The sequence below is a fragment of the Pseudomonas guariconensis genome (assembly GCF_040822035.1).
In the GTDB taxonomy this organism is placed as follows: domain Bacteria; phylum Pseudomonadota; class Gammaproteobacteria; order Pseudomonadales; family Pseudomonadaceae; genus Aquipseudomonas; species Aquipseudomonas guariconensis.
In genome coordinates, this window is the sequence record NZ_CP162012.1 from 4,408,915 (window position 1) to 4,422,164 (window position 13,250).

Consider the following 13,250-nt stretch of genomic DNA (forward strand, 5'->3'; position numbering starts at 1 on the left):
CGCCGAAGCGGGGTTTTCTGTTTATGGCAAGCGGATCAGATCGCGCCGCGCTGACGCAGCACATCCAGCACCTGCTTGACGCCGTCTTCAACGCTGGTGGTCTGGGTATCGATCACCAGGTCCGCGTCCAGCGGCACATCGTACGGGAAGCTTTCGCCCGGGATGTTGTCGCCACCAGCAGCGTACAGGCCTTGAGGGTCGCGTTCGCGGCAGGCGATCGGCGAGGCCTGGACGTAGACAGTGACCAGGCGCTCCTTGCCGATCAGCGCTTTGGCCTGCTCGCGACCTTCGGCGTCCGGGGCCACGAAGGCGGCCAGGGTCAGCATGCCGGCTTCGTTGAACTGGCGCGCCACGTGGGCGGCGCGACGCCAGTTTTCGGTACGACCGGCGCGGTCCTGTGGCAGGCCCTTGTTCAGGTCGTGGCGCAGGTTCTGACCGTCGAGTACATAGACCGCACGGCCCATGTCGAACAGCTTGCGCTCCACGGCATAGGCCAAGGTGCTCTTGCCGGCACCGGAGAGGCCGCTGAACAGCACGGTGGCTGGCTGCTGGCCGAAGCGCAGGGCACGCTCTTCGGTGGAGACGTGGGCCAGCTTGCCATGATGGCCGGTGCTGCCGTGCGGCAGGACTGGCGGGGCGATGATCATGCCGGCACCGACGGTACCGTTGGTCAGGCGGTCGATGACGATGAACGCGCCGGTAGTGCGGTTGCTGTCGTAGCCGTCCAGGGCGATGGCGGCATCCAGGCTGACCTTGACGCGACCGATCTCGTTCAGTTGCAGGGCACTGGCAGCGCCCTGCTCCAGGGTGTTCACATCGACCTTGTGGGTGATGCTGGCGATCGAGCCCGGCACGTAGCTGGTGGCGCGCTTGATGTCGTACTTCTTGCCTGGGAGCATCGGCTCCTCGGACATCCATACCAGCATGGCGTCGAACTGGTCAGTGACCGGCGGAACGTTGTCGGCATGCACCAGCAAATCGCCACGGGAGATGTCGATCTCGTCTTCCATGGTCAGGGTCACGGCCTGGCCTGGGCCTGCGTTTTCCAGCTCACCTTCGAAGGTGACGATGGACTTGACCCGGCTGCTCTTGCCCGACGGCAGCACGACCACTTCGTCCCCCTTGTGCACGACACCGCTGGCGATGGTGCCGGCAAAGCCGCGGAAGTTCAGGTTCGGACGGTTCACGTACTGCACCGGGAAGCGCAGGTCGGTGAAGTTGCGGTCGGCCGCCACTTCCACGGTTTCGAGGATTTCCATCAGCGCAGGGCCGGTGTACCACGGCGAACGCTCGCTGCGGTTGACTACGTTGTCGCCCTTGAGCGCCGACATCGGCACGAAGTGCAGGCTCGACGGCTTGAGGTTGATGCCTTCGGCGAACTTAAGATAGTCGGCCTTGATCGATTCGAAGACCTGTTCGTCGAAGTTCTTCAGGTCCATCTTGTTGACCGCGACGACGATGTGCTTGATGCCGAGCAACGAGGCGATGTAGCTGTGGCGACGGGTCTGGGTCTGCACGCCATAGCGCGCATCGACCAGGATGATCGCCAGGTCGCAGGTCGAGGCGCCGGTGGCCATGTTGCGGGTGTACTGCTCGTGGCCCGGAGTGTCGGCGATGATGAACTTGCGCTTGGCGGTGGAGAAATAGCGGTAGGCGACATCGATGGTGATGCCCTGCTCACGCTCGGCCTGCAGACCGTCGACCAGCAGCGCCAGATCCACTTCCTCGCCGGTGGTGCCGACCTTTTTCGAGTCACGGGTGATGGCCTCGAGGTGGTCCTCGTAGATCATCTTCGAGTCATGCAGCAGGCGCCCGATCAGGGTGCTCTTGCCGTCGTCGACGTTGCCGCAGGTCAAAAAGCGCAGCAGTTCCTTGCGCTCGTGCTGGGCCAGGTAGGCGAGGATGTCCTCGCTGATCAGATCAGATTGGTGCGACATGGAGTAACCCTGAAATTAGAAGTAGCCTTGGCGTTTCTTGTCTTCCATGGAACCGGCGCCATCGTGGTCGATGACGCGGCCCTGGCGCTCGGACGTACGGGTCAGGAGCATTTCCTGAATGATGTCCGTCAGGGTCTCGGCTTCCGATTCGACAGCACCCGTCAACGGGTAGCAGCCCAGGGTACGGAAACGCACCTTCTTCTTGACGATGCGCGCTTTCTCTTCATCGGTCAGATGCTCGAGGATGCGCTCGTCGTCGATCATGATCAGGGTGCCGTTCTTCTCGATGACTTCACGCTCGGCAGCGAAGTACAGCGGCACGATCGGGATACCTTCGAGGTAGATGTACTGCCAGATGTCCAGCTCGGTCCAGTTCGACAGGGGGAAGACGCGGATCGACTCGCCCTTGTTGACCTTGCCGTTGTAGATGTTCCACAGCTCAGGGCGCTGGTTCTTCGGGTCCCAGCGGTGCTTGCTGTCGCGGAACGAATACACACGCTCCTTGGCGCGGGACTTCTCCTCGTCGCGGCGGGCGCCGCCGAACGCGGCGTCGAAGCCATGCTTGTCCAGCGCCTGCTTCAGGCCCTGGGTCTTCATGATGTCGGTGTGCTTGGAGCTGCCATGGGTGAACGGGTTGATGCCCTGCGCCACACCTTCAGGGTTGACGTGGGTGATCAACTCCAGGCCCATCTCCTCGACCATCTTGTCGCGGAAGCGGTACATCTCCTGGAATTTCCACTGGGTGTCGACGTGCATCACCGGGAACGGCAGCTTGCCTGGGAAGAAGGCCTTGCGCGCCAGGTGCAGCATCACGGCGGAGTCCTTGCCGATCGAGTACAGCATCACCGGGTTGTCGAACTCGGCGGCCACCTCGCGGATGATGTGGATGCTCTCCGCCTCCAGCTGTTTCAAGTGCGTCAGTTTGTCGACCATGGCTACTCACGAAAAACGATCTTATGGACGGCCTGCGGGCCGTGTTCGAGCGAGGAACTGTATCACAGCGCCTGATTCTATTTAGGAGGCTGACTAGACCGAAAGAATCTAACGATATGACTGCGGGTTTGGGGACGTGGAGCGCGCCTTCGCGGCTAAACCCGCTGCCACAGCCAATCGTCTGCGGGAGCGGATTCACCTTTGAAATGGCCGAGATCAGATGGGGTTGGGGCAGTCGATGAACAGGTGCTCCACCGCAAAGCGCCGTGCCAGGTAGTCGCCCAGCGCCTGCACGCCGTAACGCTCGGTGGCATGGTGCCCGGCCGCGATGAAACTGATGCCGTTCTCCCGGGCGCTGTGGAAGGTCTGCTCGGACGCCTCGCCACTGAGGAACAGATCCACGCCGGCAGCGATGGCTGTGTCGATGTAGCCCTGACCGCCACCTGTGCACCAACCGACCCGGCGCACCAATTGTTCGCCCTCGATCACCAACGGCTCACGCCCCATCACTTCCTGCACCCGGCGGGCAAAATCGCGTGCCGACATCGGCTCGGCCAGAGAGCCCACCAGACCGACTACTTTGGGGTTCTGCGGGTCCAGCGGCCCCTCGACGGTGATGTCCAGTTGACGGGCCAACTGCACGTTGTTGCCCACCTCAGGGTGTACGTCCAGCGGCAGGTGGTAGGCGAGCAGACTGATGTCATGCTTGAGCAGGGTTTTGATCCGGCGCTGCTTCATGCCCGTGATGCACGGGTTCTCGCCTTTCCAGAAGTAACCATGGTGCACCAGCACCAGATCGGCCTCGGCCTCAACTGCCGCATCCAGCAATGCCTGGCTGGCAGTGACGCCGCTGACGATCCGGCTGACCTGCGGACGGCCTTCGACCTGCAGGCCGTTGGGGCAGTAGTCTTGGATCTTCGCGCTGCCCAGGTAGCGCTCGGCTTCCTCGACCAGAGTGTTCAGGGCGACGGCCATGGAAAATCTCCTCGAAATCTGCACGTTCGGCGGGCACAACGCCCGTATAATGGCCGCCATTATGGGCCGTCGCCGGCTTCGGGGAAACCGGCTGCAACCCGCCTGGGGATCAGCTCGTGGCACGCTCATCCGCGAGTAAACCCGCGGACGCTGCACCACGTTCAAGACCGTCGCCTGATCAACGCTTTCACGTGTATGATCGCGCGCGCTCGCACCCTTGCTGCGTAGCCACTGGCCCCTGCCCTACTCCCAGGATTCATTCGATGCTCAAGGCTCTGCGTTACTTTGGCTGGCCCCTGCTTACCGGTGTGCTGGTCGCCCTGCTGATCATCCAGCGCTTTCCCCAGTGGGTCGGCCTGCCCAGCCAGGACGTCAACCTGCAGCAGGCTCCGCAGACCTCGCGGATCGTGCAGGGCCCGGTGTCCTATGCCGATGCCGTGACGCTGGCCGCGCCGGCAGTGGCCAACCTGTACACCACCAAGGTGGTCAACAAGAGTGCCCATCCGCTATTCGAAGACCCGCAATTCCGCCGCTTCTTCGGCGACAACCTGCCCAAGCAGCGGCGTTGGGAGTCCAGCCTGGGTTCGGCAGTGATCATGAGCCCCGAAGGCTATCTGCTGACCAACAACCACGTGACCAGCGGTGCCGACCAGATCGTGGTGGCGCTCAAAGACGGTCGCGAGACCCTGGCCCGGGTCATCGGCAGCGACCCGGAAACCGACCTCGCGGTGTTGAAGATCGACCTGAAGAAACTGCCTGCGATCACCATCGGTCGCTCCGACAATATCCATATCGGCGACGTGTCCCTGGCCATCGGCAACCCCTTCGGCGTCGGCCAGACCGTGACCATGGGCATCATCAGCGCCACCGGCCGCAACCAGCTGGGCCTGAACAACTACGAAGACTTCATCCAGACCGACGCGGCGATCAACCCCGGCAACTCCGGCGGCGCCCTGGTCGACGCCAACGGCAACCTGATCGGCATCAACACCGCGATCTTCTCCAAGTCCGGCGGCTCCCAAGGCATCGGCTTCGCCATCCCGGTCAAGCTGGCGCTGGAGGTGATGAAATCGATCGTCGAGCATGGCCAGGTCATTCGTGGCTGGCTGGGCATCGAGGTGCAACCGCTGAGCCAGGAGCTGGCCGAGTCCTATGGCATGCAGGGTCGTCCAGGCATCGTCGTGGCGGGCATCTTCCGCGATGGCCCGGCCCAACGTGCCGGCCTGCAACTGGGCGACGTGATCATGAGCATCAACGGCGAACCTGCCGGCGATGGTCGCAAGTCGATGAACCAGGTGGCGCGGATCAAGCCCAACGAGAAGATCACCATCGAAGTGATGCGCAACGGGCAACAGCTCAAGCTGATCGCCGAGGTGGGGCTGCGACCGCCACCTGCGCCGGTCGCCGCCCAAGAAGAAAAGTAACAAAAAGGGCTGCTTTGCAGCCCTGATGCAGGCTTGCACCCTTCCCAAAGCGGTGAACCGGCGTAGCCTGCGAAAGGGCCGCGCCGCGGCCCCCGTCACATCAATGCAGGATCTGGCTCAGGAACAGCTTGGTCCGATCACTGCGCGGCCGGTCGAAGAAATCATCCGGCGCAGCCTGTTCGACGATCTCACCCTTGTCCATGAAGATCACCCGGTTCGCCACGGTCCGGGCAAAGCCCATCTCGTGGGTCACGCAGAGCATGGTCATGCCGTCCTCGGCGAGCCCCACCATGGTATCGAGCACTTCCTTGACCATCTCCGGATCCAGCGCCGAGGTCGGTTCGTCGAAGAGCATGATCTTGGGCTTCATGCACAGGGCCCGGGCGATCGCCACCCGCTGCTGCTGGCCACCGGACAGTTGCCCCGGATACTTGTGCGCCTGCTCGGGAATGCGCACCCGCTCCAGATAGTGCATGGCGATTTCCTCGGCTTTGCGCCGGGGCATCTTGCGCACCCACATCGGTGCCAGGGTGCAGTTTTCCAGAATGCTCAAGTGCGGGAACAGGTTGAAGTGCTGGAACACCATGCCCACCTCGCGGCGGATCGCTTCGATCTGCTTGAGGTCGTTGGTCAGTTCCACGCCATCGACGACGATGCGCCCCTGCTGATGTTCCTCCAGGCGATTGAGGCAACGGATGGTGGTGGACTTGCCCGAGCCCGACGGCCCGCACAGCACGATGCGCTCGCCCTGACGCACATTGAGGTTAATGTCCTTCAGTACGTGGAACTGCCCGTACCACTTGTTCACACCCTGCATCTGGATGATGCCTTCGGGGCCGACAGGCTGCTTGATCGCTTCACTCATTTCGAGACTCCTAACGCTTGTGGCCAGTGTCCAGCTTGCGCTCCAGGTGCATGGAGTAGCGGGACATACCGAAACAGAAAATCCAGAACACCAAGGCGGCGAACACATAGCCCTCGGTCGCCATGCCCAGCCAGGTCGGGTCGGCCGCAGCCTGCTTGACGCTGTTGAGCAGATCGAACAGGCCGATGATGATCACCAGGCTCGTGTCCTTGAACAGGGCAATGAAGGTGTTGACGATGCCGGGGATCACCAGCTTGAGCGCCTGAGGCAGGATCACCAGCCCCATCGACCGCCAGTAGCCCAGGCCCATGGCCGCAGCCGCCTCGTACTGGCCCTTGGGGATGGCCTGCAACCCACCGCGGACCACCTCGGCGATATAGGCCGACTGGAACAGGATCACCCCGATCATCGCCCGCAGCAGCTTGTCGAAGCTCATACCCTCAGGCAGGAACAACGGCAACATCACCGAGGACATGAACAGCACAGTGATCAGTGGCACGCCACGCCAGAACTCGATGAAGGTCACGCAGACCACCTTCACCGCCGGCATGTTGGAACGCCGTCCCAGCGCCAGCAGGATGCCCAGGGGCAAGGCACCGACGATGCCGACGGTGGCGATCACCAAGGTCAGCATCAGGCCGCCCCACTGGCTGGTCGGCACCGTGCTCAGCCCCAGGTAGCCACCGTGCAGCAAGGTGTAGGCGATGATCGGGTACAGCACCAGAAAGCCCAAGCCATAGGCCACCTTGCGCGGGAAACGCTTGATGAACAACGGCGCGGCGCCCAGCACAGCGAGCCAGACAGTCAGGTCGACCCGCCAGCGCAACTCCACCGGGTAGTAGCCGTACATGAACTGGCCGAAGCGTTGCTGGATGAACACCCAGCAGGCGCCTTCCTTGGTGCAATCGGCACGGGTGGTGCCGACCCAGTTGGCATCGATGAACGCCCATTGCACCAAAGGCGGCACGATCAGCCACACCAGGTACAGGGCGAACAGCGTCAACAGGGTGTTCAGCCAGCTGGAGAACAGGTTCGCACGCATCCATGCGAGCACGCCGACGGTCTTGACCGGTGGCGGCATGTCAGGTTTGAAAACATGGGCAGTCACTGGCGTATCCTCACCGCTCGATCAGCGCGATGCGCTTGTTGTACCAGTTCATCAGCAGCGAAATGCTGATGCTGATGGCCAGATAGACACTCATGGTGATGGCGATCACCTCGATGGCCTGACCGGTCTGATTGAGCACGGTACCGGCGAACAGCGAGACCATTTCCGGGTAGCCGATGCCGGCCGCCAGGGACGAGTTCTTCGCCAGGTTCAGGTACTGGCTGGTCAGCGGCGGCACGATCACTCGCAAAGCCTGGGGGATGATCACCTTGCGCAGGGTCGGCCCCTCGCGCAGGCCAAGAGAGCGCGCAGCCTCGGTCTGGCCATGGCTGACCGAACGGATGCCCGAACGCACGATCTCGGCGATGAACGCTGCGGTATAGATGGTCAGCGCCAAGGTCAGGGCCAGCAGCTCAGGGATCAGCACCCAGCCACCGACGAAGTTGAAGCCCTTGAGCTGCGGCACTTCCCAGCTCAACGGATTGCCGAACAGCAGCACGCACACGCCTGGGATGCCAACTAACATGAGCAGCCCCACCCAGAACTTGTGGAACGGCTCACCGGTTTCATCGAAGCGTTTGTTGGCAAGACGCACCATCAGCGCGATGGCGACGATCGCCAGCACCACGGCGCCCACGAATGGCCAGAAGCCCTCGGCCATGGAGGCACCGGGCATGTTCACGCCACGGTTGCTGATGAAGAAAGTGTCCTGCAGGTTGATGCTGCCCCGCGGCCCCGGTAGCGTCAGGAACACCGCGAAGTACCAGAACAGGATTTGCAACAACGGCGGAATGTTGCGGAACGTCTCGACATAGACTGTCGCCAGCTTGTTGATCATCCAGTTCGGCGACAGCCGCGCCACACCGATGATGAAGCCCAACAGCGTTGCCAGGATGATGCCGATGAAGGTAACCAGCAGGGTGTTGAGCAGGCCGATGAGAAACACCCGGGCGTAGCTGTCCGACTCCACGTAGGGAATCAGGTGCTGGGCGATGCCGAAGCCTGCGCTGCGCTCGAGAAAGTCGAAACCCGAGGTGATGCCCCGGTGTTGCAAGTTGGTTTGCGTGTTGTGGAACAGGTACCAGCCCAGGCCGACCACGAAGACCACCGTGACGATCTGGAACAGCCACGCGCGCACACGTGGATCGCTCAGGGAAAACCCCTTCTGCGCGCCAATTTGATTTTGCATGTAATGCCCCGAAAGGATGGGATCGAACAACCTGCGGCGGCGCGGTGCCGCCGCAGGTGCAACCATCAGCGCACTGGTGGCGCGTACTGGATGCCGCCGTTGTTCCACAGGGCGTTCATGCCACGATCGATCTTAAGGTCAGTGCTCTGGCCCAGGTTCTTCTCGAACACTTCGCCATAGTTACCCACCTGCTTGACGATCTGCACCACCCAGTCCTTGGGCAGCTTCAGGTCCTTGCCGTACTCGCCGTCGGCACCGAGCAGGCGAGCGACGTCGGGGTTCTTGGTGGACTTGGCCTCGGCCTCGACGTTCTTCGAGGTGATGCCTGCCTCTTCGGCGTTGAGCATGGCGAAGAGGGTCCACTTGACGATGCTGAACCACTCCTCGTCCCCTTTGCGCACGACCGGGCCCAGAGGTTCCTTGGAGATGGTTTCCGGCAGTACTACATACTCGCTTGGCGCCGCCAGCTTGGAGCGCTGGGCGAACAGCTGCGATTTGTCGGAGGTCAGCACATCGCAACGACCGGACTCCAGCGACTTGGCGCTTTCATCGGAAGTGTCGAAGGTGATCGGGGTGTACTTCAGGCCGTTGGCACGGAAGAAGTCAGAGACGTTCAACTCAGTGGTGGTACCGGCCTGGATGCAGATGGTCGCGCCATCGAGCTCCTTGGCACTGGAGACGCCCAGCTTTTTGTTGACCAGGAAACCGACGCCGTCGTAGTAAGTCACGCCGGCGAATACCAGGCCCATCCCGGCATCACGCGAACTGGTCCAGGTGGTATTGCGCGACAGGACATCGACTTCACCCGATTGCAGCGCAGTGAAGCGTTCTTTGGCGTTGAGCTGGCTGAACTTGACCTTGGTCGCGTCGCCGAAGACGGCGGCGGCCACGGCGCGGCACACATCGGCATCGATACCGACGATCTTGCCGGTGCTGTCCGGTACCGAGAAGCCCGGCAGGCCGTCACTCACGCCACACTGGACGAAGCCCTTCTTCTTTACCGCATCTAGCGTAGCGCCAGCGTGGGCGAAGCTGGTGGCGCCCAGCGCAGCGGCAGCGGTCAGGACTGCCAGGGTGGTTTTCAACATCTTCATTCACAACCTCCAATCGCTCTTGTTGTATCGAGCCGGAATTGCACCGCACCCTTATGAGGCGCATCCGACCCCTTGTTGGCTTGTTATCGGGTCAATTGGCGCAATGGGCCGTTCTGGTGACAGCCTTCTATCCGCACGAGGGGTGTTACCGTCTCCGGCCATCCCCTCGCATCGGTTGATTCATAGCAAAGGGCGTACCACAGTCTCGGGCTCAAGCGTTTAAGGGGTCGTCAAGCAGGAAAAGTTGTAGAGTTGCGACATCTTCTTGTGGCATTACCCATGCACGCCTTTATTTCATGCACTCGATCAGGCGCGTGCGCACACTTTCGGAGCAGTCATGACCAACCCGTTGATCCTCGAACCCCAGAACACCGCAGACGCCTGTGTTATCTGGTTGCACGGCCTGGGGGCCGACCGTTACGACTTCCTACCGGTGGCCGAAGCGTTGCAGGAACACCTGCTCAGCACCCGCTTCGTTATGCCCCAAGCGCCGACACGCGCGGTAACGATTAACGGCGGCTACGCCATGCCCAGCTGGTACGACATCAAGGCCATGACGCCTGCGCGCGCTATCGACGAAGCGCAGCTGGAAGCGTCCGCCGATCAGGTGGTGGCGTTGATCGAAGCCGAGCGAGCCAAGGGCATCGACCTGACGCGAATCTTCCTGGCGGGGTTCTCCCAGGGTGGCGCGGTGGTGCTGCACACGGCCTATATAAAGTGGCAGGAAGCCCTGGGCGGTGTACTGGCGTTGTCCACCTACGCGCCCACTTTCAATGAAAACCATCAGCTGAGCGCCTGCCAGCAGCGCACTCCGGCCCTCTGCCTGCACGGCGTGCACGACCCGGTGGTGATCCCGTCCATGGGCCGCACGGCCTATGAGCACCTCAAGCAGTGGGGCGTCGAAGTGGCCTGGGAGGAATACCCGATGGAACACGAAGTGGTGCCCCAGGAAATCAACGATATCTACAACTGGCTGGTGCGCCACCTGCGCTAGCGGTGCAATCTGCTGTAGTTGTAGGCGCACCGCACTACGCCCTGCCCGGTTCTTGCATTACACTGCCGGGCGTACATTCCTTAACCAGTTGACGAGACGATCGTGCTCAAGGCACTCAAGAAAATTTTCGCCAAGGGCGACGCCGCACCCCAGGCCAACGTGCCTGCAGCCGGCGTGATGACGCCCCCACCTGCACCTGCGGTCGAACCGCCGGCGCCCCCAGCCTCGCCGGTCAATACGCCCGAGGCCACGTCCCCCACTCGCGACGACAAGCCCGCCAAGGACAAGCCACGTCGCGAACGCAAACCCAAGCCCCAGGCCAGCCTGTGGAAGCCGGAAGATTTCGTGGTCGAGCCCCAGGAGGGCAAGACCCGCTTCCATGACTTCAAGCTTTCCAACGAGCTGATGCATGCCATCCATGACCTGGGCTTCCCGTACTGCACGCCGATCCAGGCCCAGGTGCTGGGTCATACCCTGCGCGGCAAGGACGCCATCGGCCGGGCCCAGACCGGCACCGGCAAGACCGCCGCGTTCCTGATCTCGATCATTTCCCAGCTGCAGCAGGTACCGCCGCCCAAGGAACGCTACATGGGCGAGCCGCGCGCGCTGATCATCGCGCCGACCCGCGAGCTGGTGGTGCAGATCGCCAAGGACGCCATGGCCCTGACCAAGTACAGCGGCCTGAACGTCATGACGTTCGTCGGCGGCATGGACTTCGACAAGCAGCTCAAGGCCCTGGAAGCGCGTCACTGCGACATCCTCGTAGCCACGCCAGGCCGCCTGCTGGACTTCCACCAGCGCGGCGAAGTGCATCTGGACATGGTCGAGGTGCTGGTGCTCGATGAAGCCGACCGCATGCTCGACATGGGTTTCATCCCCCAGGTCCGGCAGATCATCCGCCAGACCCCGCCCAAGAGCGAGCGTCAGACCCTGCTGTTTTCCGCCACCTTCACCGATGACGTGATGAACCTGGCCAAGCAGTGGACCACCAACCCGGCCATCGTCGAGATCGAGCCGGAGAACGTGGCCAGCGAAACGGTCGAACAGCACGTCTATGCAGTGGCCAGCAGCGACAAGTACAAGCTGCTGTACAACCTGGTCACGCAGAACAAGTGGGAACGGGTGATGGTCTTCGCCAACCGCAAGGATGAAGTGCGCCGCATCGAAGAGCGCCTGGTGCGTGACGGCATCAACGCCGCCCAGTTGTCGGGCGACGTGCCGCAGCACAAGCGCATCCGCACCCTGGAGAACTTCCGCGAAGGTCGCATCGCGGTGCTGGTGGCCACCGACGTGGCCGGCCGTGGCATTCACATCGACGGCATCAGCCACGTGATCAACTTCACCCTGCCGGAAGACCCGGACGACTACGTACACCGCATCGGCCGTACCGGCCGTGCCGGGACCAGCGGCGTATCGATCAGCTTCGCCGGCGAGGACGATGCCTACCAGCTTCCGGCTATCGAAGAGCTGCTGGGGCGCAAGATCAAGTGCGAGATGCCACCGGACGAACTGCTGAAGTCGATACCGCGAAAGCACCACTGAGCCGTATACCTTGGGGCACCTTTTGCCCCTTCCCGAGCGGTCCGGCGCCCCGGCAAGACCGCTCCCACAGGCCCTGCTCCGAGCCGCAGGGCCTGTTCTGCGGGCCAAGCCCCACCCCTGCTTTCTCTACCCCTCCCTTTCTGGCGCCGAATTGCGCCGCAACCTTTTTGCGCCTGCGATATTGTCCAAATAAACAAAAAGTCCATAATGGAAAAAATAGTTTATCTGGAGCTTCGTATGACCGCGCCCCTCGTCGTCGATCAACAACACGCCCGCCAATTGCTCGCCCAGGTGGATGTCCCGCACATCCTGCGCAACCTGTTCCGTGACCTGGCCCGTGGCCAGGCGGTACAGCCGCCCCAACAACTGGTGGAGTTTCCGGCTGGCCGGGGCGACTTCATCAACTATGGCGGCGTGTTGGCCACGGAGCGGGTCTATGGGGTAAAAACCTCGCCCTACATCGTCCGTGACCAAGGCCCCCTGGTCACCGCCTGGACCCTGCTGATGTCCATGGACAGCGGTCAACCTCTGATGCTCTGCGACGCCGGCGAACTGACCACCGCCCGCACCGCCGCTACCACTGCCGTGGCCATCGACGCGCTGGCCCCAGGCCATGCCCGCCGCCTGACGGTGATCGGCAGCGGCCCGATCGCCCGCGCTCACCTGCACTATGTGCGCGGCCTGCGCGACTGGCAGGACATTCGCCTGTATTCCCCCAGCCTGGGCCAACAGAGCGCAGGGCAACGCGAACACCTGGCCGGCCTCGACAGCCGCCTGCAATTGATGGAAAACCTCGAGCAGGCCCTGGACGATGCCGACGTGATCATGCTCTGCACTTCCTCGGCCGTGCCAGTCATCGACCCACGCACGCTGAGCAAACCTGCGCTGATCACCTCGATCAGCACCAATGCCGTACGCGCCCATGAAATCCCGCCAGCCTGCCTGGCCGAGATGGATGTCTACTGCGATTACCGGGTAACCACCCCCGCAAGCGCAGGCGAAATGCGCATCGCCGCCGAGCAGTTGGGGTGGCAGGCAGACGCGATCGTCGGCGACCTGCCGCAACTGCTCAGTGGCGACGCCGCCGCGCCGGCCTACCAGCGCCATGCCTTCTTCCGCTCCATCGGACTGGGCCTGGAGGACATTGCCCTGGCCAATGCCCTGTATCAGCTTCTGCGCGAAGCCTGAG

Annotated in this window: 11 protein-coding genes; 4 read left to right on the plus strand and 7 right to left on the minus strand. The window is 62.6% G+C overall.

Annotated features, from left to right (window positions below):
* Positions 1 to 35: 35 nt before the first annotated feature.
* The 3 genes from cysN to AB1N67_RS20415 all read right to left on the minus strand — a co-directional run bounded on the left by cysN (position 36) and on the right by AB1N67_RS20415 (position 3,845).
* Positions 36 to 1,937, minus strand: a complete 1,902-nt coding sequence (gene cysN, locus AB1N67_RS20405; protein WP_182816349.1) for a sulfate adenylyltransferase subunit CysN — start codon at positions 1,935 to 1,937, stop codon at positions 36 to 38.
* Between the two features lie 15 nt (positions 1,938 to 1,952).
* Positions 1,953 to 2,870: a sulfate adenylyltransferase subunit CysD gene (gene cysD / locus AB1N67_RS20410; RefSeq protein WP_043207446.1), complete on the minus strand. Its 918-nt coding sequence runs from the start codon at positions 2,868 to 2,870 to the stop codon at positions 1,953 to 1,955.
* Positions 2,871 to 3,086: 216 nt separating this feature from the next.
* Positions 3,087 to 3,845: a Nif3-like dinuclear metal center hexameric protein gene (locus AB1N67_RS20415; RefSeq protein WP_070576226.1), complete on the minus strand. Its 759-nt coding sequence runs from the start codon at positions 3,843 to 3,845 to the stop codon at positions 3,087 to 3,089.
* Positions 3,846 to 4,108: 263 nt separating this feature from the next.
* On the opposite strand from AB1N67_RS20415, the gene algW reads away from it, so the two are divergent.
* Positions 4,109 to 5,269, plus strand: coding sequence for a Do family serine endopeptidase AlgW (gene algW / locus AB1N67_RS20420; protein WP_043207443.1), 1,161 nt, complete (start codon positions 4,109 to 4,111; stop codon positions 5,267 to 5,269).
* Positions 5,270 to 5,369: 100 nt separating this feature from the next.
* Here algW and AB1N67_RS20425 read toward each other — a convergent pair whose 3' ends face one another.
* The 4 genes from AB1N67_RS20425 to AB1N67_RS20440 form a co-directional block, all read right to left on the minus strand.
* On the minus strand, positions 5,370 to 6,134 hold the full coding sequence (locus tag AB1N67_RS20425) for an amino acid ABC transporter ATP-binding protein (RefSeq protein WP_043207442.1): 765 nt from the start codon (positions 6,132 to 6,134) through the stop codon (positions 5,370 to 5,372).
* 10 nt (positions 6,135 to 6,144) lie between these two features.
* Positions 6,145 to 7,242 carry an amino acid ABC transporter permease gene (locus tag AB1N67_RS20430; RefSeq protein ID WP_070576229.1) on the minus strand — a complete coding sequence of 366 codons (1,098 nt, stop codon included), beginning with the start codon at positions 7,240 to 7,242 and terminating at the stop codon, positions 6,145 to 6,147.
* Positions 7,243 to 7,252: 10 nt separating this feature from the next.
* Positions 7,253 to 8,431 (minus strand): amino acid ABC transporter permease, encoded by a 1,179-nt coding sequence (locus AB1N67_RS20435; protein ID WP_090346849.1) that lies wholly within the window; start codon positions 8,429 to 8,431, stop codon positions 7,253 to 7,255.
* A 65-nt stretch (positions 8,432 to 8,496) separates the two neighbouring features.
* A complete protein-coding gene (locus AB1N67_RS20440) occupies positions 8,497 to 9,525 on the minus strand; it encodes an amino acid ABC transporter substrate-binding protein (protein WP_043207439.1) in 1,029 nt (342 codons plus the stop codon).
* A gap of 337 nt (positions 9,526 to 9,862) precedes the next feature.
* Here AB1N67_RS20440 and AB1N67_RS20445 point away from each other — a divergent pair, with 337 nt between their 5' ends.
* The 3 genes from AB1N67_RS20445 to AB1N67_RS20455 all read left to right on the plus strand — a co-directional run bounded on the left by AB1N67_RS20445 (position 9,863) and on the right by AB1N67_RS20455 (position 13,249).
* Positions 9,863 to 10,519, plus strand: a complete 657-nt coding sequence (locus tag AB1N67_RS20445; protein WP_043207438.1) for an alpha/beta hydrolase — start codon at positions 9,863 to 9,865, stop codon at positions 10,517 to 10,519.
* Between the two features lie 102 nt (positions 10,520 to 10,621).
* Positions 10,622 to 12,061, plus strand: coding sequence for an ATP-dependent RNA helicase RhlB (gene rhlB, locus AB1N67_RS20450; protein WP_043207436.1), 1,440 nt, complete (start codon positions 10,622 to 10,624; stop codon positions 12,059 to 12,061).
* 237 nt (positions 12,062 to 12,298) lie between these two features.
* Positions 12,299 to 13,249, plus strand: coding sequence for an ornithine cyclodeaminase family protein (locus tag AB1N67_RS20455; RefSeq protein ID WP_043207434.1), 951 nt, complete (start codon positions 12,299 to 12,301; stop codon positions 13,247 to 13,249).
* Position 13,250 lies beyond the last annotated feature (1 nt).

Coding starts and splice junctions, on each gene's coding strand:
- AB1N67_RS20435 (WP_090346849.1), bottom strand. CDS start 8,431: ATGCAAAATCAAATTGGCGCGCAGAAGGGGTTTTCCCTGAGCGATCCA.
- cysN (WP_182816349.1), bottom strand. CDS start 1,937: ATGTCGCACCAATCTGATCTGATCAGCGAGGACATCCTCGCCTACCTG.
- AB1N67_RS20440 (WP_043207439.1), bottom strand. CDS start 9,525: ATGAAGATGTTGAAAACCACCCTGGCAGTCCTGACCGCTGCCGCTGCG.
- AB1N67_RS20445 (WP_043207438.1), top strand. CDS start 9,863: ATGACCAACCCGTTGATCCTCGAACCCCAGAACACCGCAGACGCCTGT.
- AB1N67_RS20415 (WP_070576226.1), bottom strand. CDS start 3,845: ATGGCCGTCGCCCTGAACACTCTGGTCGAGGAAGCCGAGCGCTACCTG.
- cysD (WP_043207446.1), bottom strand. CDS start 2,870: ATGGTCGACAAACTGACGCACTTGAAACAGCTGGAGGCGGAGAGCATC.
- AB1N67_RS20425 (WP_043207442.1), bottom strand. CDS start 6,134: ATGAGTGAAGCGATCAAGCAGCCTGTCGGCCCCGAAGGCATCATCCAG.
- AB1N67_RS20455 (WP_043207434.1), top strand. CDS start 12,299: ATGACCGCGCCCCTCGTCGTCGATCAACAACACGCCCGCCAATTGCTC.
- algW (WP_043207443.1), top strand. CDS start 4,109: ATGCTCAAGGCTCTGCGTTACTTTGGCTGGCCCCTGCTTACCGGTGTG.